The sequence below is a fragment of the Chitinophaga sp. 01L420 genome, assembly GCF_056399985.1.
Window position 1 is genome coordinate 48,036 of record NZ_JBFTSK010000006.1, and the last position, 24,907, is coordinate 72,942.

Annotated in this window: 13 protein-coding genes; 1 reads left to right on the top strand and 12 read right to left on the bottom strand. The window is 44.2% G+C overall.

The genetic code is table 11. From position 1 onward, the window contains the following. The first annotated feature begins 63 nt into the window (after window positions 1-63). The gene (locus tag AC1DP6_RS07740) at window positions 64-2,385 is read left to right on the top strand and encodes a GH92 family glycosyl hydrolase (protein WP_477054304.1); all 2,322 of its coding nucleotides are present in this window, start codon (window positions 64-66) and stop codon (window positions 2,383-2,385) included. 43 nt (window positions 2,386-2,428) lie between these two features. On the opposite strand, the gene AC1DP6_RS07745 is transcribed toward AC1DP6_RS07740, so the two are convergent. The 12 genes from AC1DP6_RS07745 to AC1DP6_RS07800 form a co-directional block, all read right to left on the bottom strand. Next, window positions 2,429-3,295 carry a helix-turn-helix domain-containing protein gene (locus AC1DP6_RS07745; RefSeq protein ID WP_477054305.1) on the bottom strand — a complete coding sequence of 289 codons (867 nt, stop codon included), beginning with the start codon at window positions 3,293-3,295 and terminating at the stop codon, window positions 2,429-2,431. A gap of 469 nt (window positions 3,296-3,764) precedes the next feature. Continuing rightward, window positions 3,765-5,495, bottom strand: coding sequence for a LamG-like jellyroll fold domain-containing protein (locus AC1DP6_RS07750; RefSeq protein ID WP_477054306.1), 1,731 nt, complete (start codon window positions 5,493-5,495; stop codon window positions 3,765-3,767). 33 nt (window positions 5,496-5,528) lie between these two features. After that, complete coding sequence (locus AC1DP6_RS07755) at window positions 5,529-7,109, bottom strand: DUF5008 domain-containing protein (RefSeq protein WP_477054307.1); 1,581 nt, start codon at window positions 7,107-7,109, stop codon at window positions 5,529-5,531. Between the two features lie 32 nt (window positions 7,110-7,141). After that, on the bottom strand, window positions 7,142-7,849 hold the full coding sequence (locus AC1DP6_RS07760; RefSeq protein WP_477054308.1) for a hypothetical protein: 708 nt from the start codon (window positions 7,847-7,849) through the stop codon (window positions 7,142-7,144). A gap of 5 nt (window positions 7,850-7,854) precedes the next feature. Further along, window positions 7,855-9,369: a RagB/SusD family nutrient uptake outer membrane protein gene (locus tag AC1DP6_RS07765; RefSeq protein WP_477054309.1), complete on the bottom strand. Its 1,515-nt coding sequence runs from the start codon at window positions 9,367-9,369 to the stop codon at window positions 7,855-7,857. A gap of 38 nt (window positions 9,370-9,407) precedes the next feature. Then, on the bottom strand, window positions 9,408-12,521 hold the full coding sequence (locus AC1DP6_RS07770) for a SusC/RagA family TonB-linked outer membrane protein (protein ID WP_477054310.1): 3,114 nt from the start codon (window positions 12,519-12,521) through the stop codon (window positions 9,408-9,410). 50 nt (window positions 12,522-12,571) lie between these two features. Further along, entirely contained in the window at window positions 12,572-13,606 is a 1,035-nt protein-coding gene (locus tag AC1DP6_RS07775) for a DUF5007 domain-containing protein (protein ID WP_477054311.1), read from the bottom strand. Between the two features lie 4 nt (window positions 13,607-13,610). Continuing rightward, window positions 13,611-14,267, bottom strand: a complete 657-nt coding sequence (locus tag AC1DP6_RS07780; protein ID WP_477054312.1) for a fasciclin domain-containing protein — start codon at window positions 14,265-14,267, stop codon at window positions 13,611-13,613. 12 nt (window positions 14,268-14,279) lie between these two features. Beyond that, entirely contained in the window at window positions 14,280-15,803 is a 1,524-nt protein-coding gene (locus AC1DP6_RS07785; RefSeq protein ID WP_477054313.1) for a RagB/SusD family nutrient uptake outer membrane protein, read from the bottom strand. A 52-nt stretch (window positions 15,804-15,855) separates the two neighbouring features. After that, the gene (locus tag AC1DP6_RS07790; protein ID WP_477054314.1) at window positions 15,856-18,834 is read right to left on the bottom strand and encodes a SusC/RagA family TonB-linked outer membrane protein; all 2,979 of its coding nucleotides are present in this window, start codon (window positions 18,832-18,834) and stop codon (window positions 15,856-15,858) included. Between the two features lie 968 nt (window positions 18,835-19,802). Further along, entirely contained in the window at window positions 19,803-22,337 is a 2,535-nt protein-coding gene (gene galB / locus AC1DP6_RS07795; protein ID WP_477054315.1) for a beta-galactosidase GalB, read from the bottom strand. A gap of 48 nt (window positions 22,338-22,385) precedes the next feature. Next, window positions 22,386-24,881, bottom strand: coding sequence for a glycoside hydrolase family 2 TIM barrel-domain containing protein (locus AC1DP6_RS07800; protein ID WP_477054316.1), 2,496 nt, complete (start codon window positions 24,879-24,881; stop codon window positions 22,386-22,388). Between the last annotated feature and the right edge of the window lie 26 nt (window positions 24,882-24,907).

The window sequence follows — 24,907 nt, forward strand, 5'->3', positions numbered from 1 at the left end:
TGTAGATTCCCTCAACATATCAAACCTTGAACAGGCTTAAGTTGCAAAATAATTAATGATATAATGCTAAAGAACGGATCGTTAAAGAAATATCTCCTGGGAGGCTTTTTGACTGCTGTAAGCGGTTTCGTTGCTGCCCAAAAAAAACCGGTAGACTATATTAATCCATTTATTGGCGCCAGCACCAGCATTGCCAAAGCCGGAGATGGCGCCGGCCTTGGTAAAACATTTCCCGGTGCAGCAACTCCATTTGGGTTGGTTCAATTAAGTCCCAATACCATTACAGGAGGCGATAACGGTAGTGGCTACAGTTATGAGCATACAACAATAGAAGGCTTTGCTTTCACTCAAATGAGTGGTGTTGGCTGGTATGGAGACCTTGGCAACTTCCTGGTGATGCCTGCTAACGGGCCTTTGAAAACTTTTTCCGGCAAAGAAAATGGTGAAAAGAAGGGATATCGTTCTCATTTCGATAAACACAGTGAGAGATCGGAGGCCGGATATTACGCCGCTACCTTAACAGATTACTCCATACGAGCGGAAGCTACAGCCGCTCCACATAGTGGTATACTCCGGTTTACCTATCCGGCGGGTAAACAGTCACGTATACAGATCGATCTGGCCCGCCGCGTAGGAGGTACATCTACAGAGCAATATATGGAGGTCGTGAACGAACATACTATCCGCGGCTGGATGAAATGCACTCCCGAAGGCGGAGGCTGGGGAAATGGAGATGGAAAGCCAAACTATACCGTTTACTTCTTTGCTGTGATGAGTAAGCCACTCAAAAAATTTGGAGTATGGACAGCTGATATTCCAGAAGGCATGAAGCGAAAAAGAGAAGATGTTACCAGCGATGCATACCAGGACATGGTGGCAAATGCTAAAGTAGTATATGGAGCAAAAAAAATGCAGGGAAAGCACCTTGGATTTTTCTCTGAATTCGAAACCAGCAAGGATGAACAAGTATTTCTAAAAGCAGGTATTTCATTTGTAAGCATGGAGGGCGCGGAGAAGAATCTGAAGACTGAAATAAAAGATTTCGACTTTGACGCCGTTAATCACCAGGCAAAAGCACTTTGGRCAAAGGCCATGGATAAAATAAAGGTAGACGGTGGTACTGAAGATGAAAAAACAATTTTTTATACAGCACTGTATCATACGATGATTGATCCACGTTGCTATACCGATGTAGATGGGCGTTATGTGGGAGGCGATAATGAAATTCACCAAACCAGCAAATTTGTAAAACGCACTATTTTCAGCGGATGGGATGTATACAGGAGTCAATTCCCCTTACAGAATATCATTAACCCCTCCGTTGTAAATGATATGATTAATTCACTGGTGGAACTGGCTGACGAAAGTGGCAAGCAATACCTGGAACGCTGGGAATTTTTAAATGCGTATAGTGGTTGTATGAACGGCAATCCGGCAGTATCTGTGCTGGTGGATGCGTATAATAAAGGTATCCGGCAATTCAATATTGATAAGGCATACCGTTATGCAAGAAATTCCTGCGAAAGGTTTGGCAACGGTGACAAAGGACATTCCAATAATATTTCTGAAACATTGGAACATGCTTATTTTGAATGGAGCCTGTCTATGTTGGCAGACAGTCTGGGTAAAAAAGAGGACGCCGCGCTATATTTCAATCGCTCAAAAAGCTATCGGAATATTTTTGATACTTCGATCCATTGGTTCAGGCCCAAAACCGATGAAGGGCGATGGGTTCCGCTTCCTAAAGACAGCATACTGGCCATGGGATTTGGGTGTACAGAAAGTAATCCTTATCAGCAAGGTTGGTTTGTACCACATGATATTAAAGGGTTGTCAGAATTACTAGGTGGTCGTGAAAACACAGTAAAGGAACTCCAGTCCTTTTTTGAGAAAACGCCGGCATCTATGAAGTGGAATAATTTTTATAACCATGCTAACGAGCCCGTACACCTTGTTCCGTTTATGTTTAATAAATTAGGAAAGCCTTACCTCACCCAAAAATGGGTGAGAGAAATATGTAACAGGGCCTATCATAACTCGGTGGAAGGATTAGTAGGCAATGAAGATGTTGGGCAAATGTCAGCCTGGTATGTACTGGCTGCAAGTGGATTGCACCCTTCCTGTCCCGGGGAAAACAGGTTCGAAATATTCAGCCCGTTGTTTCGTACTATAACAATACAAACAGATGCCGGATATGCCAATGGCAGGAAATTTACCATTATAGCGCATAATAATTCGGCTACGAACAGGTACATACAATCGGCCAGGTTAAACGGCAAGGTGTATAACAAGTGTTATATTAATTATACGAATATCATCAACGGCGATACACTCGAACTTTATATGGGTGATAAGCCGAAGGAAAACTGGGGTATGGAAAATTAAATACCCCCTGGTTTTACAACTTCGTACTTCTAATCACAGCTCTCTAGTAATGTACACGATATTGTTTCAAAAAATTACTGGGAGATAGTCCCTCTACTTCTTTAAAGTGTTTATTAAAATTAGAGAGGTTATTATACCCGCTTTCATAACAGGCAGCAGATATGTTATGGGTACCTGCCAGCAATAGTTTGGCAGCATGACCAATTCTTATCTCTTTTAAAATTTCGATAAATGTTTTGTTTGTTTTTTGTTTAAAGTAACGGCAAAAACCGCTGGGGGACATATGAATGACTGCCGCCGTCTCCTCCAGGGTTATGTCCTGCTTGAAATTCTTATATATATGGTCAAATATCTGTGTGATCCGCTGCTCCTGGGTTGATGTTCCCATAATGTTGAAATAAGGGGAAGCCAGCACCGTGCTTTCTTCTGAATGAGCGAGTACATCCAGCAATTCTATCATCCAGGCAATTTTCCGGAGTCCCTTCGCACCCAGCATCTGTTCTAAAATAAACCGGGCCTGGATAATCGTATCTCCTGAAAATAAAATACCTCTTGCTGCTCTGCTGAACAAAATATTCAATTCTTTTGCCTCCGGTCTTTCCAGGATCGCAGTACCTATAAAATCCGGGAAAAAGTGCACTATATAAGCCATGGGGGGCTGCCTGAAATCCTGTACGTCCTGGTACTGCCAGCAGTGCGGCAGATAGCTCCCTAAAAGTACCAGCTCCGGCCCATCAAAATCAGCGATGTGATCTCCGATAAACCTTTTCCCCAGGCAATTTTCCAGTAGCGCAATTTCAAAATTGACGTGACTTTTAAATGTATTATACTCCTCCATTTCCAATACCTCTTTCCTGATTGTAAACGATTGATCGGCAGGGAATGTGAAATTCTCATATAAATATTTCATTGTTCAGATCTTAGAGATTAACGAACATGGATATAGTAATCACAGGGACATAAACAGGTATGTCTTACACCGCCTCTGCAGATGATGTAAGATACCCAACCTGTACTACCCCATTTATATTAAATAAATATGCATCAGTAAAACAGTTCCAGTATTTCGCTCTTGGTTAACATATTATGATTGATCCGGAAATCAGGCAAATCAACACCATTGATTTTCACTCTCTTAATGATATCATTCAAGGATTTCCTACCCTTTGCTATGATCATAAACTGTTGGCCCCCTCAGGTGTCCCATCAATATTGCCATAGTATATGGTATAAGACTGCCGGCGAATGAAATTGGATACCCTTTGCCTGCTTTTTTTATAAAATATGCGACCAGGAATGCGGGCACATTTCTGGTCGGCTTATGTCAGGCTATTTATACTGCTATTTCCGTTTATAATTTCAGCGATATACTGGTGTAGCTATTTTACATTTATTTGTCCTGTAGTCCATACCTTGCTTTCCAGTTGCCATGCCGGATCGGGAATAACATTCAGCCAGGTCAATACAAGTAAAGGAATATCTTTACCGGCAGGCACCAGGGTCTGTATATTGGCAGAAGATGGAGGAAGCAACACCGTTGCAAACGGATCCCAGCTATAATTGCCAGAGGGTACACCCTGCAATATGAAAGGGTGCCCCAGAGCAGATTTATCTTTAAATATGCCACCCGCACCATCAGTAGCCGGCCAGTACCCCAACAGGAAATCAACGAAAGGATGATTATCGTCTACTCTTATGGCAGCCGCATCTTTGGCTATTGTTGCGTCATCTATAGCGCATTTAAATATTCTTACTGCCGCCATATATACATCGGCCGGTTGATTAACGGAGCCGGGCAGATATCCCATTCTCAGCGGGGCCGGGCTATTGATATTACCATGGCCGGTTATTTCCTTTTCCTCACCGAACTTGCCGTCCGTATAGGTTCTGACATATCTCTTTCCATTCCTGGAAAGTATCACCGCGGCAATGTTATGCCATTTTCCATCCCCGATAACAGCGCCTCTGGCCTGGATATTTCCTTTGCCTGACTGGCCAAAATTTATCTGCCAGTAATTCTGTTCCAGGAACATAACCCATCCCGGCACGCCACCATCGAAAGAAGCACGTTTGCCAAGTATGGAAGGCCAGGTGTAATTATAGCTTCCATCTGCGCGCTGGTTTACTTTAATATTCAACTCCACCGTAAAAGAAGTGGTATCGCCAAAATTATAGGCATCAATGGCATCAGGCACTGTGGCAAAAACGGCACTATCCTTACCAAACAGGCGAACAGTACTTCCGGAAAACCTGGTACCATTAAACGGCCGGTCAAGGAAAAACGGCTGGAAGGTGGGAGCATAAACAATAGTAAATGTATTTAACCGGGGGTTGCTGAATACCGTATTATCATCCTGTTGCGGATCAATAGGGTATGGGCCTCCCATACTGGACGTAACCACTACCAGCCATTTTTCACCAGCAAAATTCTTCCGCTGCCGCAGTTTCCCCAGCATCTCTCCCAGATATTGATCCATGTTATTAATAGCATCGCGGTATTGCGGAACAGTGGCATCATAACCATAAGCGGCACCCGCTGCATCCACATTTCCGAAGTGCGCAATAATTAATCCGGCAGTGTCTTTCCCCAATGCCTCCAGTGCGGCATTCTTAACTGCCCTATCATCATTTTCAAAATACCCGGTTTTATCTGCACCGGAAGAAAGATAATCCGCCAGTGATTTTTTCGCACAGAAAAAATTAATAGGATAGTTGGGCAAACGGGATTTGATCAGTTTTGTAACCGGCGGATAAGCGGCCAGGTTATTACCCGAAAAATCATTGGTGCTGACCCCATGCCGCTGCCGGCTAACGCCGGTCAGCATATCCGCCCAGGAAGTTGCCTGCACCGCGGAGGTATCTGTAAGCGAATTCCAGGAGTAAATGGCATTACTCGTCATGGACGTCAGAAATGGAGGAGCCACCTTATTTACAGATGCCCCTCTGGCTCCATCAACAATCACATAAAGCACTTTGGGAAGCGGATCATTTGCAATAATATCATTACCTCCAGGTGTCTGACGCATTATTTTTGCGTCTTTGTTACATGCTGCAATGACGATGAAGATCACCAGTAAAAGCAGTCTGCTTATTTTTTTATATTGATTCATGTATATAGCATATTAGCAATGAAACGATACGGGTTATTTTAGCAGCAAGCGGGTAATATTTCCGATAGCCTGTCCATTAAATGTAGTAATGAAGCCCATCAGCGTTAACTGTATATCACCATTAGTTGTTTTTGTTTCCAGCATATTTGATATACTGCCCTGAAATTTACCGGTAGAATTATAGCCGGGAACTAATTTCCCTTTGTTGTCTATTACCATAAAGCCATTACGCTGTACATTATCATAGCGGCCAAAGTAGCCAGCAGCAATGATCAACCCATTATTTAACTGGAACCCATAACTGATGCCACCATCCTCCAGGACGCCGGTTGAAAAGCCATTAACCGGATTGAAAGAGTCATCGACCAACACTATCCCGTTAAATTTCTTGTTGTTATAATTGATAAAGCCGCCGGTAACAACGTATTGCTTTGTTGTGACATTATAGGTAATACAGGTAACCGCATTATCAGCGCCGGCGGTAAAGGAAGGATCCAGACTTCCGTCCACGTTGATACGGGCTATATTTAAAACAGACATACCATCATATTTACTGAATCTGCCAAACAGGATGATCTTACCATCCGGCTGCATCACTGCGCCCGAGATGTAACCATTGGTAGCAGGCCGCCCCTTATGCGCGATAAGATCATAGTGATAAGATGAATCGATGGCGCCATCCTGTTTGAACCGGATCAATTGCCCTGCTTCAATACTGTCAACAACCAGTGAGTCTTTCAGGTGATCTGATGTGGAAACGCCGTATCTTTTCCGTAGATAGTACTTAAAGTTGCCCACAGCAATGCTTCCTCCCTGCGCATCCTGGAACAACGCCTGAATATAGTCGTCCGTTCCTCCGTTAAAAGCAGGTACGGTATCCTTTTTAGTGAATGACTGCACGGTGATGGTGTCTGGAGATCCGTTAGCATTAAGGCGGCAAATATTAAACATCCCGTGTACGCCACCTCTCTGTTTATCGAATGCAGAAAATCCGCCGGCAATCATCATCTTACCGTCTGGTTGCATCACTACATCCGATATGGATCCGTTAACGCCCCTGCCAAAAAGCATAGAACGATCCAGCTCCCCACTGCGGCTGATAACAATAATCCCGTTCAGTGGATTCACGACGCCTTTATTTTCATAATTAGTGAACCCACCTACCATTAAAAAACGGCCATCCGGGAGTTCCTCCATTTTGTTTACTGGGCCATTAGTACCTGTGGTAACGTGGAAGGTAATATCCTTTTCAATTTTACCGGCTACATTAAAAACTGGTCCGTAAAAAATCTGGTCTCCTACTACCACCTGCACATTGCCAGTACTTGCCAGATCGGGCACCTTCACATTAATATGCTGGCTGTCGAGCTCCATTACCTGTGCGGGTTGCCCATTGAAGGAAAATACCGCCTGGTTCCTGTAAGGCTGCAACCCGGTAATTTTAAAGCTTACAATCGTACCTGGTGGCGCCGTCGTCACAGCGGGCGGCTCATTCGAAAATTTTATGCCCAAAGGCGATTTACCTCCCTCATAAGGGTTCTGGAATGTTTCGTCCTTCTGACGGCAACTATATGCCAACAGCAGGAGCAGTATATAACAGAGATGTTTCTTCATATATTGATGCTTCTAAGGGTCTGCTGATATTGTTATTGCTTGTAATGCAGGTAGTCGTTGAAAAAATTTCCCATATCAAATGAAAAGTACCGGTCGTTATCTGCCAGTACATGAACGGCAGCATGATTAGGCTGAATATTGCAGGAAGCCACCATCACCCGGGTAAAATAATTCCCTGTGCCGGAAGGATCCGGCTGATACGATAGATTCAACTGGCGATAACCAACATACTTAACGCCACCGGATGTGGCATAAGTAACACCGATATTCATGACAGTGTTATTGATAGAAAGATAATTCTGTCCTCCATACACCTGCAATAAATCAAAATCAATCTGCGGGTAATCTTTCAGCAGGTTTATTCCTCTGAAAATATACATAGACATATATTTCTTCCAGACTACCGGAGGCACGTCCGCAAGCGTTTTAATCGTATCTTTTCCCAACAGGTAAAGATTGCTGTTAAGTAGTCTAACCAGGTTAGAAACACCCCGGTTGGTAGGTGCAAAAAATGTCAGGGAGTCCTTGTTCAGTATGGAATCAAGCCCGGCAAGTTTGACAATTGTTTCGACGGAGTCAAAATAAAATGGTTTTGCATGTAAATAGTCCATGACCGTTCCATTAAACACCGGCGAAGTAACTCCTCCGTCTTTATAATAATTGTCTTTCTTACAGGATATAGCCATCAATGTCATCAGCATTAATCCGCCAAAATATCTCAGGATATTAGTCTTCTTCATGGAAATCAGTTTGTCCAGTAATTATTCAGTGTCATCAAAGGGTTGTTGTCCATCACAGACTTGGCAAGTGGCCAGGTCCATCCGCCACGTGCGAACTGATCAACGGTCAGGGGGGTATAACACCATTTCTGATCCATTACACGGCCTGTTCTAACGAGATCAAAATAGTACAGTCCTTCTCCCATGAGTTCTTTAGCTTGTTCCTGGTATACTGCCTGCCGCAGGTCATCTCCGCCAGGCCCGTTATATCTTGGTGCGCCAGCTCTGTCCCGGACCATATTCATGAGGCCCGTTGCTTCATTTGTCTGCCCGGTTTCCACCATTGCTTCGGCAGTCATCAGTAATGCGGTGGCATACCGGAAGATGATGATATTGTTGTCGGGGTTCACGTCCTCACCATGCGAAAAAACGCTCGAAAATTTGATAAACTGAAATTGTCCGTTATCTGCAAACATCGACTGGTCGAACCAAACATCCTTCCGGCGATCCGTCTGGCCATCGGGATAAAGCATGTGAAGAAACGAGGCACGAAAAAAGCCAAAACTATATTCATGTCCGGACCGTGGTTGCTTGTAGGGGTAGTGCTGCACCATATCCGAAAACGGGGCATAGGCGGTCAACGTTTCACCATAATTGAAATTCTGTGCAATTTCCACCAATCCTTCTTCGCTCCTTCCTTTGAAGATAAGCTGGGAATTATCTATCGGCAGCAACTTGTAGGAAGCACTTTGAATGAGCTCTTTACCATATGCGACCGTTTTCCCGAAATGATCCTGTTTATTCGCTTTATCAAATCCGGCATTCCACAAATGCATGTACATCAGCAATGCCAGTGCTCCTCCTTTAGTAGCCCTGACAGCTCTTTTAGCGGGATCTTTGTACGTCCATGGAAGATCATCTTTCACGTTGTCCAGTTCTGCAATACAATTATTGATGACCATCACCATATCCATCCGGGGTAAAGGAGTACTTAAATAAGCCTCTGTATAGTAGGGTACGTCTCCATACAGCCTTACCAGGAACAGATAGGTGAGACATCTGATGAACACCGCTTCCGCTTCATACTGACGGAGATCGTTAGTTGATAGTCCCGGGATAGGGTTTCTGCCGAGTTCTATTTCCAGGATATTTGCCGATTGAATGACCCGGTAAAAATCTTTCCATTGGGTCATGGTGGCAAATTTAAATCCCCCGTTCCACGGCGCATTGTCAGCGATCAGGCCCAGCAGGTTGTTTTGTCCGCACATATCTATGTAGGCACGGCCATTCTGATCCGTTTCAGGCGACATTTTCACCTGGCCTGCTCTCAGTTCTCCGGAAGCGGCAATAAAAGAAGTGCTCTGAAGCTTATCGCGGAACTGGCCATAAATATCACTAACAAAAGACTCAACGTCCGAAGTTGACTTCCAGTAAGCATTTCCGGATAATTTATCCACCGGTTGAACAGTAAGGAACTTCTTGCATCCCGAGGAAAACAATGTCAAATTCAGGAATATAACAGCAGTTAATTTCAGTTTCATAATTAAAAAATTGAAGGAACATATGATCAACTCTCCACTCAAAAATCTACGTTCAGGCCCAGGTTATAAGTATGTGGTACAGGATATCCATCCGACCGGTCACGTCCCAGATCCGTTACATTCTCCGGGTTAGGGCCGCGGTATTTTGACCAGGTAAACAGGTTATTGACAGAACCATATACCCTGACGGAACTCAAGCCGATACGCTTTGTCATTTCCCTGTTGAAAGTATAGGACAAAGAGGCGGTATTCAGTTTATAATAACTGCCTCTTTCCTGAAAAAGACTCTGATCAGACCTGTAAGGCTTGGTGAGCGGTGCACGCTTCCAATCATAAACATTGGCAAAGCCAGCATTGTCGCCATTCTTTTGCCAGTAGGTTACATCCGGTGGCAGCACCGTAATGGCTTTCCCGTTGAACGGATCCTGTAAAAACTGCATCCGCTCCACCAACGCGCTGTTGATAACATCTCTGATGAGCGTGAATGAGCCATTTATATTCAGTGAAACACTTTTATACTTGAAATAAGAACTAAAACCACCGGTGATCAATGGCATACTATTTCCCATAATAACACGGTCATTGTCTGAAATAATATAGTTGCCATCCACGTCGCGGAATTTAGCATCTCCTGCGCGGAAAGGAACACCATCCGGAGTATGGAGATAGATACCAGTGGCGGGGTCCAAAGGCACATCGTCGTTTGTGCCGTAAACACCCTGATTCTGATACAGGTAATTGCTGAAGGTATTACGCCCTACCCGGAGATAAATATTATCAGCGGCCAGAAATTGACGTTCATTGCCAGGTAACCGCGTTAACACGTCTTTATTCAACGCTCCGTTGACGGAAAAAGTCCACTGAAAAGCGCTACTCTTTGGTAAAGGGCGGAAAGTAAGACTCAGCTCATATCCATAATTGACCATCCCTACTTCATTAGTGATCACCTGATCGAATCCGGCGATATCAGGCAACGGTTTGCCCCGTGTGAGAAAATCCACCTGCTTGTAGTAGGTATCGAATATGAGCTCTATACGACTGTCGAAAAAGCCGGCCTCTATGCCTATATCGTATTGACTGGTTGTAGTTGGTTTCAGGGAAGGATTAGGTAAAGTCCCGAAATTGATACCAATTCTTGGCACATTATTATACGTTTGCCTGAGGTCATACTGGCCCGAAGAGGAAAAAATATCGCCATTGGGCACAATGTTTCTTCCCCAGCTAAAACGAAGCGAGCCAAATGTGAGCCATGACAGGTCTTTTGCAAACTGCTCTTTGTTGAAGTTCCAGCGTAATCCCATGGCCGGGTTGGCAGAGTACCTGTTAGACAGTCCACTGGCGGAAGATCCATCCATACGGTAACTAAAATCAAAAATATATTTCTTCTTAAAGTCGTAACTGAAAATACCTGCAAAAGACGCCACATGACTTTTATTATACCCCAGCAAGCCTCCCCTGGAGGTAAGACCATCAGCACCCAATGGCCCCTGGAACTGATCGTTCGGTGTTTTTTCCTGCCTGATCACTGCCTGTTGGGAAGCGGAAGAATATATTTCGTTGGAAAAAGACAGGAAAAAATTATGTGTTGTATGAACAGATTTATAGTAAGACACCGCATTCCTGTTAAAAAGCGTAAATGAGCGATCGTTATAGCCATATGCCTGTGAAAAATCATTGTTCGCAGCTGCGGGTGTAAAGTTATCTTCCGTATTAGTACCATAATCGTAGCCCAGGCTGGACGACAGCGATAGTCCTTTGTACAATTCGTAATTCACATCCAGATTAATGTGATAATTGCCGCTTTTGTTATCATTCTTTGTGTTAAGCGATGATAAAGCGCTGCTGGTACTAAGGAAATAACTGGGTGGCGGCAGCAAAGAAGATGACTTACCATCTGTAGCCACTCCCTTCTGCAACAGCCCTGATCCCGACCCTTTATTTCTCAGGCCAAGAGAAGAAGACAAGGCGGCAAAAACGCGGAGCTTCTTCGTTGGTTTATATTCCATGTTGGTGTTCAGCGAGTACCTGCTAAAGCCGGTATTTTTGATCACCCCGGATTCATTGTAGTAACCAAGATTAACTTTATAGTTGAACGTAGGATCTCCTCCACTGATTCCCACATTATGTGTCTGATTAAATGTATTCCGGTAGAAAACCCCTTGCCAATCTGTACTGTTATTATAATAGGGATTCAGACTATCTGCCAGGAGCGGTGTGTAGGCAATGCTGTATATATCGTTCAGCGTACCATAATTGAATATTTCGGCCAGGCGAAAATCCCGCTCCGATTTTCCACCCATGGTTGGCCGCAGCTTAGGTACCGCGTTCAGGAAAAAATTCCCGGTGTATCTTACAACAGGCACCGGTGAATTACCACGATGCGTATTAATAATGATCACACCATATGCGCCACGCGAACCATATAATGAAGTGGCCTGTGCATCTTTGAGCACTTCTATGCTTTCAATGTCCTCAGGGGGAATAAGCGACAGCGGACTTACACCGGGACCGGCTGTTTGAAATCCATAATCAAAATTCGTATTTGCCTGGATCGGCACGCCATCTACAATGTAAAGCGGAGAAGTAGGTGTAAGAAATGCATCATCTCCTTTCCCTGTTACATTAATGGTAGACAAGCCGCGCAGCATTACGGAACCACGGGCTCCGGGTGCGCCTGTATTATTCTGGATATTAAGACCCGCCACTTTACCCTGCAGTAGCTGTTCCACATTCGACACCGGTATATCCTGCAGGTCTTTACCACTTACAATTACCGCGGCACCGGTTACCGATTCACGTGTTTTCTTCTGGTACCCTACAATGACTGCTTCATTCAGTTTATTTTCATTCACGCTCATTTGCACGGATATCTCCCTCCGGGAACCCGGCTTTATTTTAAAATCGGAGTATCCCAAAAAGCGAAATACTAACGCGGTACCGGGATCCACCAGTACGGAGAATTCTCCGCTGCTGCCGGTAACACCTATTGGTTTGAGAGGGGCACCGCCCAAAATGCTCACCCCCACCATTCTCTCATTTGTAGTGGCTTCTCTGACCACTCCTTTGATGGCCACCTTATTCTGCGCGGCAAGTATCTGCCCTAACATCAAAAGGCAGCAGGCCAGCATTAACCGGGTATAGATAAATTTCATCTGACGAAATCATTTAAGTTTTAGAAAATATGATCTGATGCGGCCCGATGTTACTCATCCCTGAACCTGGGGGTATCGTTATAAAAATGAAAGGCTATTTCCCAATCACCTTTTTCGTAAAGATTAAAATTGAGTAACAAAGAAGATACAGACCGGATGCCGCCTATACCAAGCCGGTCATAGGTGAATGTCACCGAAGCCTGGGAACCATCATTGTTCGTAAACCGTGTTTTCAACTTCACCAGTGGAACAGGATAAGCTACGTCATACGTTACACCTGTTGTCGTTTTTCTGGGATTAAAACCGTGGACAATGGAATCCCACACCGTGCGGTTAAACTTTGCCGGATCTATTGGCAGGGAATCTTTGTCGAAAAAACGGAAAGTCAGACTATTGCCTGCTCCCTTCTTCGTAAAATAAACCCTCACCTGCGAGGAGGACAATGACTTCCCGCTGATATCTCCGATAATATTAGTGACAGTGGGGTTAACATATAGTAAGTTACCACTGCCATCTTTTTTAATCTCACCGGTAACCGGGTCTAATTGATTAGGTTCGTATGCCCGTTGCCGGTAGGGGATCAGTCGCAGATCTTTATAAGTGCGGTGGCCACCGGAATTACTTACTTCTACATCGAAAATATATCCTGAATCAGGCAAATGTGCCAACAACTGATCTGTTGCTGCTGCCCACAATACAAATTCTCCTGAATGGGGTCTTACCTCCCATAGTCGGTGTTTCTCCGGACCTCTCTTCTGTTGAATCTCATCCAACGTCTTCTCCAGGCCCGTATACCCTCTCTTCCAGGCTAATACATCTACACTATCCCTAAACACATCGGTGAGTTTTCCACTACTGGTGCGTACATTTACAACGCTGAAATTCAACGGAAGCGAAGATTGTCCCGGGTTAAAGATGTTCCCATAAAATGTGGTTCTACCCAATACCGGGTTAAATGTGGTAGTAGTATAGATCGCCTTGTCGCTCAGGTAATCAAGATCTTCCGGCAGATTTTTTTTACAGGATACCAGCAGTAAAAGAAACGCTGCATACCAAAAACCATATAAGTATTTATTAACTGGCATTTTATTATTTATTTAAGCGTAGAACGAATTCGTCAAATCCAAAAGCGTGATCCTCTCTGAGCACATGCACCATACCGGTGGTAGTGGCAAGGTTAACAGATTGAGTGGTAGTCGTTACCCAATCACGGTTGTACTTTGAGTTCCTGGTATCACTATACTCCAGGTAGGAGGGTCCTCCACCTATCAACCCTTCCGCGTTGGTGGTTCTCCGGCGCCCGTTCATGGGGTAGTTATATCTTACTGTATACATAGTAATACCATCCGAATAATTCATATCGTCTGTGTTGAAGACCTTCCGGAGGATATACCTTGTCATCATCGTGTCCAGCTGCGCAGCATCGGCCTGTTGTAAATAAACCGGCGGAAGCTGTTTGGATTTCCGGATGGCGTTGAGGTTCTGCAATACAAATCTGAAACTTGTATTGGTGGGTGCAAACAGCGTATACTTTCCGGTTTTCAGTGTATCCGACAAATGAAGTCTGTCCAGCACCAGCAGTAAAGAATCAAACCGGCCGGCGTTGCTTTTCAGATATTCGTATGTATTTCCCGGGAATAATTGCTGCGTTTTACTGTAGCTATAGTCGCCACCATCCTTTCTACAGGAAGCTGTCAGCAGCACGATTGCCAATATCAGCAGATATGGATTTTTAATTGTCATCATAGCTCCGATTAATTATTTCCAATATGGGTTTTGCTTAATGAGTGGATTCTGACGAAGGATGTCAGCAGCTGCCGGCCAATAAATGCCACCTTCGCTGATCTGTTTCATAAAGGCAGGATTATTACGTTTGATCTTGTTATACCTTACCAGGTCAAACCATCGGTGTGCTTCCCCCATCATTTCCTTCCGTCGTTCCAGGAAAATTGCATCGATCAGGTCCTCGTTGCCGCCTGCTTTGAAACTGCTTACGTTTCGAATTCTTCTCATACTATTCAGGGCGTCTATGGCTCCGCTGGTATCACCTGTTACAGCCAGCGATTCCGCATATAACAAAACTATTTCCTCCAGCCTGGTGTAAATAAGACAACTGGAATACAAGCGGAAGGAAGGATCTGTTCCACCTTTCTGTATCACTTTGATCTTGCAGAAGATGGGAATGTCGCTATTGAAATTAGAAAACCATCTGTCAGTATAGTTAGGCTTTCCGGTAAGTGTATCGAGTGAAAACCGTAGGTCTGAGGGCGCGGAAAAAACAGATAAAATAGAATCCCTCGGAACAAATATATCCGGCAATGCTTTCCTCACAAAAGGTTCTGCCAGTGTAAAATCTTCTATATGACCTTCGAAGGTGGCGTCCTGGTTATCAAATTCAAAATTAAGACCGAAAAGCTGATTGGTTTTGTGCCCCTGGAACATCCCATTGGGAGCAGAAATCCAATAAGTATCCGGTTCAAAATACATTCCGCTCTTGTTGTAATTGTCCAGCACAAATTTGCTGTAAGTAGCTGCCGATCTGTAATCTCCTTTCCAGGCAGCCAGGTGGGCCAAAACACCATATACGGATAATTTCCTCGCCAGCACGCTCACCCATCTGGAGCCAGGTTCGTTGTAATAGTCGCCCAGCTGTTGCGGATCGCCCGAGCTGTAATTATATGGCAGATCTGCTGCAGCTGCCAGCATTTCACTCTCTGCAAAAGCAAGTATTTTATCTTTATCTTCTCTTGGCCTGTTTTCAAACGACCCGTCATGCGACTGCTGAACAAAAGGAACATCACCCCATACCGTAACCAGATAAAAATAGGTAAAGGCCCTTAGAAACCTTATCTGCGCTATATCTACACGCATATTCTGATCAGAGTATTTAGGATCGTTCTTTTTAACATCTCCCACTCTTTCCAGGAAAATATTGGATGCATTAATGACGGCATAAAATCTTCTCCAGTTGGTTAATGCGTTGAAAAGAGGATAAGCAGCATTTAGTTTGCCCTTGATGATGGCATCGAGATCTGGTCGCTGTACGGAAACGAAATCTCCATTCCGCAGTTCTCCATACATCCAGAAACAGCCATTATCAGACAATGCGGCTCTTAATAAGCCATAGGTACCCATCAATGCAGCGCGTGTGTCTTTATAAGAGGTCCAGAAATTCTTGTCTCCAACAGCTTTAGTGGAGTCAATATCCAGTTTCTTTGTACAAGCACATAGCAGGCACATTATTAATAGTCCGGTAAACAGCGTCTTGTTACGTATTTTCATCCGAATAATCATTTATCTCTATTAATCAGTTTTAATAAAACCGGCGTACACTTTACAATTCGACTTTCAGTCCTATTGTGTAAGTCCTGGGAATAGGCAGGCCATAGCCCGTATCATACCCGTTGAAGTTGATCAGTTCAGGATCCCGTCCGGAATAGCGGGTAATTGTAAGCAGATTGGCAGCGTTACCATACACGTATAATTTTCTGATTCCAGCCAGCCGTTTACGGCGTTTCCACCATCCGGTACCGGTGAGATCATATCCCAGCATTACATTACGGAGCTTTATGAAGGAACCGTTTTCAAGAAAAAGATCCTGATCTGTTCTGTAAGGCACCACACTGCTCCAGGGATTATAAACCGGGTACTTCGAATAATTACCGGTTTTGGACCAGGAAGTAATTTCCTTCACGGCATTCATGTCGAGCGTACTTTCCCTGTTGATAAAATCAAACTTGTCGGACATATTCTTGTTGAGGATAGTTCTACCCAATACGGCGTATAGGGAGCAGCCGAAGCTGAAGTTGCCATAGGTAAAATCGTTACTCCATCCACCGGTGAAGACGGGCAGGTAATGGCCGGTAAGGGTTTTGTCTTTATCATCGATCGTAAAATCTCCATCCACATCTTTCCATTTCGGATCACCTTTAGTCAGTGGAACCCCCTGATAACTCAGCGGTTGACCGGTTTTCGGGTTTACAGGTACTTCATTTTTATCATTGTAGATACCCTCGTTCTTCAGCACCCAAAACTGGTCGATCGCTTTTCCCACCTCCAGGTGGCGATCACCAATGGTTATTTGCTGCAATTCTCCCGGCAGGGCCAGTAATTTATTGTGGTTAAAACCGGCGTTAAATGAAGTATTCCACTGCAATCTGCTACCGGGGTTCAATGGCCGGTAAGCTACGGTGAGGTCAATGCCTGCATTTCTCACCACCATTCCATTTTTAAACTCACTGGTATATCCATAATCAGAGAAGGCTGGTACACCAATCAGCATATTTTTGTCGGTTCTGCTATATGCGCTGATATTAAGGGATATTTTCCCACCGGCAAGGGTAACATCCAGCCCGGCATTAAACTGGTCGCTATAGGGCCAGGAAATGCCATTGCCGATATAACCATAGGTATAGGGACGCATCAAAGCGGAGATGCCGCCGTAAGAACTAATGACTGGTTCGTTTGTCCAGCCCATATCAACGGTATACTGTGGCCCCTGGGCAAATCTGTCGTAAGTGAGCAACCGGCCCATCCGGCCCCACCCGGCGGAAAGGGCAGCATGGTCTATCAACGAACAGCTACCAAGCAATGCCGGCTTCATTTCCCATTTCACGCTGGCAGTAGGCGACACAAACCACCGGGAGGGCACCTGCATATTGGACGAAGCATCAGAACGCAATAACAGTGACACTTCCAACTGCTGCATAAAACTATAGCTCAGGCGACCATACAGTGATGCCAGTCTTTGTCTTTCCTTATCCAGGTATTTGTAGGTTAACTGATACAGGAATGCCTTTGGCGTCAGGGACCCATCATCATTCTGCGTAAGCTGATTAATCTTGATCAGGTCATTGGGACCTTTATAAGCATAGATATAGTCGTACTTGTTCTGATCAAACTGCAGGGAATATCCGGCATCGAACTTTAGTGAGTGCTGTTTTGTCCACGGAGTAACAAAGTGAATCGCGTTGTCGAAGATAATACGCTGTCCGTATCCTACAAAATTGGACGCAAAGTTATTGGTCTCCAGCAATGTTCCCGGATAGAAGACATCTCTCATATCTTCATTGTAATCAAAAGACAGCTGTGAAGTAAAATTAAAGCCTTTGATAACATCGGCTTTTAGTCTGAAGAATCCGGCGAAAGCGTTTGCCTTGTTATTATCGTACGACTTGTTCATTTCCGTCAGATAGGCGCCGTAATTTTCTTTATTGGGGGACAATGGGTTTGTCAGATCCGGCAGGTACCTCATTTCTGCGAACCTGTCGCGCAGGTAAGTGTTTCTTTTTCGCTCCAGCATGGCACCATTCAGCATCGTCGACATCGTCAGCCACTTCAGCGGCATCATGTTAATAGAAAAATTTGCCGTATACCTGTCCATCCGGGTATTATCTGCCGGATTTGCATTCCGCACGTTGCCTATACTGAACCGGAAATTGGCACGGGGATAACCGCCGCTGATATTGGCATTAATACCGCGAACCGCCGCATTATGATAATACAGGTCTGTCCAGTCCGCAGGACCATAGTATGCAGGATTCGTAGAATCACGCAGGTAAGATGGATACTTTTTCAAATCTGCGGCGCTACCATATTTGTTATAAAACGTGCTGCGGAAACTGTTTTCAGATGCGGCATTCATCGTATTGGTATGCGGCTTCTGCGCAAAACCGAACCAACTATTAATGGAAATACTACTACGCTGTAAAGATGCCTGCCTGGTATTAATTTCTATTACACCATTCACTGCCCTTGGCCCGTAAATGGCGGCATCGGCGGCATCTTTAATAACTCTTACAGATGCGATATCGTTCACGTCTATACGATTCAGCATATCTGTTGCCGTACCCAGTCTTACATAATTGTATTTCTGAATATCGTACACGAAAGGATGAGGCGATACTAATGGTATGCCATCCAATACCACCAGCGGCTGAGATTCATAAACGTCCTTAGGATTGATAAAGGGAACGGCACTTCCCCGTATCAGCATATCAATGGCTGTTCCAGGCTCTCCGGAAGACTCCCGCACATACAGCCCTGCGACATTTCCCTTCAGCAATTGTTGTATTGCCGGAAAAGGGAGGCAATTTAACCTGGAATCGGTGCTGTCTAACCTGATGACTTTTGATGAAGAAGTTTTTATGGGCCGGTGATCTGTTAATGTTGGCACATTTACAGTATCCATTAAAGCAGGTACAGAGTCCCTGATGCCCGGTATCATACTCGAACCGCCACTCCATCCATATGAGGTACTTTGCAGACATAGCGATAGCAGGCACGTAAAAGAAATACGTACAGATAAAAGCATAAACAATATTTAATTAAATTAATACGGGCACCGCAGCAGTAGACGGCAACCTGCATAAAAAACTATCCCCTTAAAAAAAGGACCCTGGAGTCAGAAAAATATGATACCTAATGGCATTGCCAGGGAAACAGACATCGGGAATTACTATTTACCAATAAGATTAGTTGTTCATCGGGATGATGAAATTGTGTACAATTGATCTTCATAGATTATTTTTTCATTAATTCACATAAAAAAGCAGCGACTGCCAGCACATCTAACAATGTAATAACCTGTCATTCGCAATAAAAATTTTGGTTCAGTTACTTTACTTCACTGAAAAATGAACATTGTTGGGCGGCAATTGATTATGATCCGTAACTTTCTTTCTGATATGGTTGACTCATCCAACACTTCAGGAATACATCCTGCAAAGTGCACTATTGAAACATCTATCCTCGCGTACACTAATAAACAAACTATAATCAACATTGGTTTCTCATAGTTAATAAATGAACAAGGCAAAAAATTACTATTCCTAACAATAATCAAACTGGAATTAATGAAAAAAAAATCGCCCGGCTTTAACATCAGGCTCAATACACCCTTTCCTACCCTGACTACTACAGCTGATATTAAACACGTACATAACGGGAATTACAATGACATAAAATTATGTTATTAAAACAATCACCACTCACAACATCTTAACAGAAACATATGTTTTTTTTGCTTTGATGTAAAATTATTTCTTTAATAAAACGATCAACTTTTCAACCATCGATTGCATGTTGATGATATCACAAAAACGGCACGTACCGTTCGGTATCCAACGGTTTGTTATCACATGTATAGTACACAAAAAAGCCGGAGCTAAAATCAGCTCCGGCTATTCGTGAAATTTTGCAATAAAGTTTATTATGTAGAAAAGTATATCTCCAGGGTGTGATCTCTTAGTTGTATAGAAACCCCGTCGGGGTAAATATCCTTTATTTGATTTTCACCGTCGTTACGGCCTTCCTTAAATTCCCATCACTTTCTGCCGTCACTTTTATAACACCTGCAGCACCTTTTTTCGCATGGATGATCACCTGTGCCATTCCATTGTAGGCCGCGCGTTCCTTGCTCTTAAAAGATACCAGCGAGGTGGCATCACCATTATCAGTGGCCACGATCTCTCCCGGGCCTTCTATGGAAAATTTCACCAGAGGATGAGATCCGGGAACCATCATCTTATTTTTATCCACCACCAGCAAGGTGATATAACATAATGCGGTTCCATCTCCTGATACCGTTTCCGATTCTGGCTTCAGCAACAAACCATTGGCCTCTCCGGTAGTTTTCACTATATCAGTAGCCCAATACTTTCCGTCTTTATAAGCCACCACTTTTAATTCTCCCGGCTGATATCTTACACTGTCCCATACCAGGCGGAAATCTATTCCCGGCGTTTTAGTTTTCATGCCCAGACTTTTCCCATTTAAAAACAACTCCGCCTTATCACCCGAAGTATACACGTGCACGGGCACCAAAGAATCCACTCTTCCGGGCCAGTTCCAGTGGGGCATAATATGCGCCATGGGATGTTCGGGACGCCAATGCGCCTGATAGTTATAAAACCTGTCTTTAGGAAAGCCACATAAATCTACTATCCCGAAATAGCTGCTTCTGGATGGTGGATTTTTCTTCCGTATTTCTGCCAGCGCTTTTTCCAGTTCCGCCCGCTTGGCCGTATCTGTTCTGAAGTTTAGTAAATTCGTTTCATCAGAATTAAATGGTGTAGGTTCTCCCAGGTAATCGAATCCGGTCCATACAAATTCTCCTAACAAATGTGGATATTTTGCATTAATGCGGAATTGTTCATCCGGCGAGCAACCCCACCCCGGCCATGCTACATCATAAGATGTTACCTGGTAATTGCTATAATTTTCACCAAAAAAATATTCGCCTCTGGAGCTTACACAGGAAGAGGTTTCACTTCCCATAGTGGGTTTGTTCTTATATCTTTCGTCATGATCCCATTTCCCTTGTTGAGAGAAGAAATAGTTAACGCCCATTACATCCAGTGCCATTGCTGCACCACTCGCCCTTCCTCCATCGGGATCGTTATACGCATTTGAAACCGGCCTTGTCGGATCTTCTCTATGAACAATATCTGCCAGCTCCTTCGTCAGGGCAACATCCTGCTGATCTATTACTTCATTGCCAATAGACCACATGATAACAGAAGGATGATTCCTGTCTCTATGTACCAAAGCTACCAGATCTTTTTCATGCCATTCCGGGAACAGCTTGTTATAATCATTCTTACGCTTACCATGCTTCCATGCATCAAATGACTCATCCCATACCAGTAATCCCATCTCGTCTGCCAGTTCCAATAACTCCGGAGCAGGAGGGTTATGAGAAGTACGTATGGCATTACAGCCCATGCTTTTCATGATCTCCAACTGGCGGCGAAGTGCGGTGATGTTAATAGCCGTGCCGATCGCGCCCATATCGCTATGCATACATACCCCTTTAATATCGATACGTTYACCATTCAGCTGGAATCCGTTCCTGGCAGTGAAATCCACTTTTCGGATACCAAAAACGGTGTTATAGATATCCTTCTGTCCATCCGGTGTATACACCGTTGTTTGTGCGATGTATAATGCAGGATGTTCCAAAGACCAAAGCACCGGATGGTCTAAAGTCAGTTCAGCACCGGTATTCCTGAAGCTGTCAGGAGACAGTTCAAATGATTGTGAACTGATAGCTGCTATCTTCTTTCCTATCTTTTTTCCATCGGGCGAAGTATAAATAACCGTACTTACAAAAGTCTTTACAGGTACCTCTCCCTGGTTTTCTACCCTGACATCCAATTTTACATTGGCCTGGTTATCAGAAATGTTACTGGTAGTGATGTATGTACCCCAATGCGCAATATGTACAGGAGCCGTTTTCACCAGCCACACATGCCGGTACAATCCACCGCCCGGATACCATCTGGAATCCCAGCTTTCTGTATCAAGTCTTACCGCTACTATATTCTTTTCTCCGAAATGCAGGTACGGTGTAATGTCCATGCGAAATGAATTATAGCCGTATGGCCATGTTCCCACATAATGACCGTTCACCCAAACTTTAGCATATGCCATCGCTCCATCAAAATCCAGGAAGATCTTTTTATTCTTATCTTTCTCTGGTATATCAAACTGCTTCCGGTACCAGCCTATTCCTTTCCAGGGCAGTTTTCCTGTATTCCCACTTAATTCAATTCTAAAAGGACCCGCTATTGCCCAATCATGTGGAAGATCCAACTGCTCCCATGCTCCATCTGCAAAGCCTGATTGTTCCAATCCGGCAGTTTCTGTTTTGACAGTACCATCTGTTTGCGTACCAAACCGGGCAAAACGCCAGTTAGCATCAAAAAGTGTCACGTCTTCATTTCCTTCCCGGATGAAAGAAGACTGTGCGGATGCGTGAAGTGTACACAAGGCCAGACACACAATTATCTGTGCTATTCTCCACCTGTTTATCATAAGAAATAATATTTCGTTCTATTATACCGGATACTGTTATATAAAAAATCAATTAACAATAACATTCAGATGGCCCGAATTTATTCCCGGAGCCACCGCATTCAATGTTACCGTCCCTTTTTTATGCCCTGACCGGAGCAGGAATGTAGCAATTCCTGCCTCTGCTTTAACACTTTCCGGGCTCACTAATTCCGCATCTCCAGACACATGCAGCGTCACAGGAAGATCAGCAACAGATACCATGTTATTATGTTCATCTACCAGCTTCACGTATACAAAGATCACATCTCCATTGGCATTAAAAGCTTTTCCGTTAATTCCTGTTTCCAGTACAGCCTTGTATGCTTTTCCCGGTGTAGTTACACTTTGCTGCGCGATTACTTTCCCTGACCGGAATCCCACAGCAGTAAGGGTTCCCGGAGCATACGCGATATTACCAAAAGTAAATGGAGGATGCTCCAGGTTATTGGCGTTACCACCGTTAAAATATAACCCCTGTCTATTGCCACGGCCTTCATGTGATGTTTCCGGTCCGCCGTCAGGCTTTTGAGAGCGCAGCTTCCGGCCATTCAGTAACAACGTAACCGAATCACAATTGCTATAAACAATCACTTTAGAATCAGCTGTAGGCTGATCCCAATTGCTGGCAATGAAAATCACCGGGCCGGTGGAAGTGGTTACATCTTTATTAACCACAGGTGGTTGCTGACTTTTAAAAAAATAATAACTGTATTTAGGAATTCTGAAAATATCCGCTACTCCCCAGCCTTCGATACCTACTACGCAGCCGGCCAATCCATCATAGAAAGCCCAGGTCAGGTCACCAATTGAATGGGGATAACTTTTCCTGTTTTTATTATGCTCCCATTGCAGGTTCCACGCCTGTTCCAGCATGCCATTTTCGCCTGCTCCTCTCAGTTGCCGGGTAGAACTATTTCCTCCGCCAAATTCATAGTCTCCATACTCCCTGATCAGAAAGGCGTTGTCTTTGTAAGTAGTGTTATTTCTATTCCCCGGATCTCCGTTCCAGTCGTCGTATGGTACATCCCAACAAGCTTTTGTAAAATAGGAATCTCCGCTGGTGAAAAAGTTGGCGGTGCCCCGCCATTCTTCACGGGCTACTTCTGCCTGTTTGCATCTGAAAGCGGAGTCCGGGTAAGTTTCATTCAGACTCGTTTCCCATAACAGGATAGAAGGATGATTGCGATCCGTCCTGACCATCTGCCGGATATCCTTCATCACATTCGCTTCAAACGATGGATGCTTGTTAAAAAACTGCCAGCCTGGAATACAATCGATGATTAATATTCCCAGTTCATCTGCTGCGTCCAGAAACGCCGCCCCCTGCGGATAATGGGCCAATCTGACAGCGTTCATCCCGGCTGATTTTATCAGCCATGCATCCCTGTAGGAAGCTTCATTAGACAACGCATTGCCTATATACGGATAGTTCTGATGCCTGTTGGTACCTACCAGCCGGTAGGGTTCCCCATTAATCAGCAACCCCTTCTCCTTTGTTATTTCAAATGACCGGATACCTATTTTCGTGATCCGGGAATCCGTTACCACACCATCTGATAAAATACTTGTTTTAAGCGTGTACAACACAGGATGATCAGGATGCCACAGGGAGGGCTGATCCATCTTCAGGGATTGCACATATTGCTTATCTCCTTTCGGCTCCAATTGTAATGGATCACTCTTTACCAAAACAACCCGCTTTCCGTTCTTGTCTAAAATCTCCTGCTGAATAATGAACCGCTTCCCTTGCTGATAATTATTTTGCACGTCTGTTTGTACTTCCACCACCGCTTTTTCCTTTGTCACAAGGGGGTAGGTGACAAAAATGCCTCCACCCGCCGGCTTACCAGCATTGACGGCATTCGTAACATGCAGCCGGTTTTTTACTTGCAGAAATACATCTCTGTAAATACCTGAATAATAAACAAAATCAAGCTTCTGAACGGGTTTACCCGGCGGCACTATCGGATTCGCCTGATTGTTCACCCGCAGCACGATTTCATTTTCACGCCCGTAGACAGCCATGCCGGACAGCTCTATCACAAATGGCAAATATCCGCCTTCATGGCGGCCTGCATACCTGCCATTTACCCAGATATCACTTACCTGCATTACACCCTCGAATTCAATACTAATATCTTTATCAGTTAATTTTTTGTCGAGAAAAAAACGTTTCCTGTAAAAGGCCACCCCTTCACGTGGCTTTACAATAACCAGTGGTTCAGGAAAAGCAGTATGAGGGAGCCGTATAGACTGCCATTCCATTTTCTCCACGGTTTCCAACACCGCCGACAGCATCGTATCTTTTGATGACAACGATGCTCCTTCCACATTTTCCTTTTCAATCTTAAACTGGTCACTCCAGTTTACGCCCAGCTTACGGAAAGAATCTACCCGGTTCTTATCCATAAATTCAACGCCCTTAAACTGCCAGTTGTCATTAAACTTCGTGACTTGTCCCCAACTGCGCTGCACTCCTGATACCAGGAGTAAGAAGGATAGGCCGATTATATTTTTAACCATACTTTATAATTTCCACGGATTGAATT

What these genes read in the sequence shown, in the direction of transcription:
- AC1DP6_RS07745 (WP_477054305.1), bottom strand. Translation starts at nt 3,295, where the DNA reads ATGAAATATTTATATGAGAATTTCACATTCCCTGCCGATCAATCGTTT.
- AC1DP6_RS07750 (WP_477054306.1), bottom strand. Translation starts at nt 5,495, where the DNA reads ATGAATCAATATAAAAAAATAAGCAGACTGCTTTTACTGGTGATCTTC.
- AC1DP6_RS07755 (WP_477054307.1), bottom strand. Translation starts at nt 7,109, where the DNA reads ATGAAGAAACATCTCTGTTATATACTGCTCCTGCTGTTGGCATATAGT.
- AC1DP6_RS07760 (WP_477054308.1), bottom strand. Translation starts at nt 7,849, where the DNA reads ATGAAGAAGACTAATATCCTGAGATATTTTGGCGGATTAATGCTGATG.
- AC1DP6_RS07765 (WP_477054309.1), bottom strand. Translation starts at nt 9,369, where the DNA reads ATGAAACTGAAATTAACTGCTGTTATATTCCTGAATTTGACATTGTTT.
- AC1DP6_RS07770 (WP_477054310.1), bottom strand. Translation starts at nt 12,521, where the DNA reads ATGAAATTTATCTATACCCGGTTAATGCTGGCCTGCTGCCTTTTGATG.
- AC1DP6_RS07775 (WP_477054311.1), bottom strand. Translation starts at nt 13,606, where the DNA reads ATGCCAGTTAATAAATACTTATATGGTTTTTGGTATGCAGCGTTTCTT.
- AC1DP6_RS07780 (WP_477054312.1), bottom strand. Translation starts at nt 14,267, where the DNA reads ATGATGACAATTAAAAATCCATATCTGCTGATATTGGCAATCGTGCTG.
- AC1DP6_RS07785 (WP_477054313.1), bottom strand. Translation starts at nt 15,803, where the DNA reads ATGAAAATACGTAACAAGACGCTGTTTACCGGACTATTAATAATGTGC.
- AC1DP6_RS07790 (WP_477054314.1), bottom strand. Translation starts at nt 18,834, where the DNA reads ATGCTTTTATCTGTACGTATTTCTTTTACGTGCCTGCTATCGCTATGT.
- AC1DP6_RS07800 (WP_477054316.1), bottom strand. Translation starts at nt 24,881, where the DNA reads ATGGTTAAAAATATAATCGGCCTATCCTTCTTACTCCTGGTATCAGGA.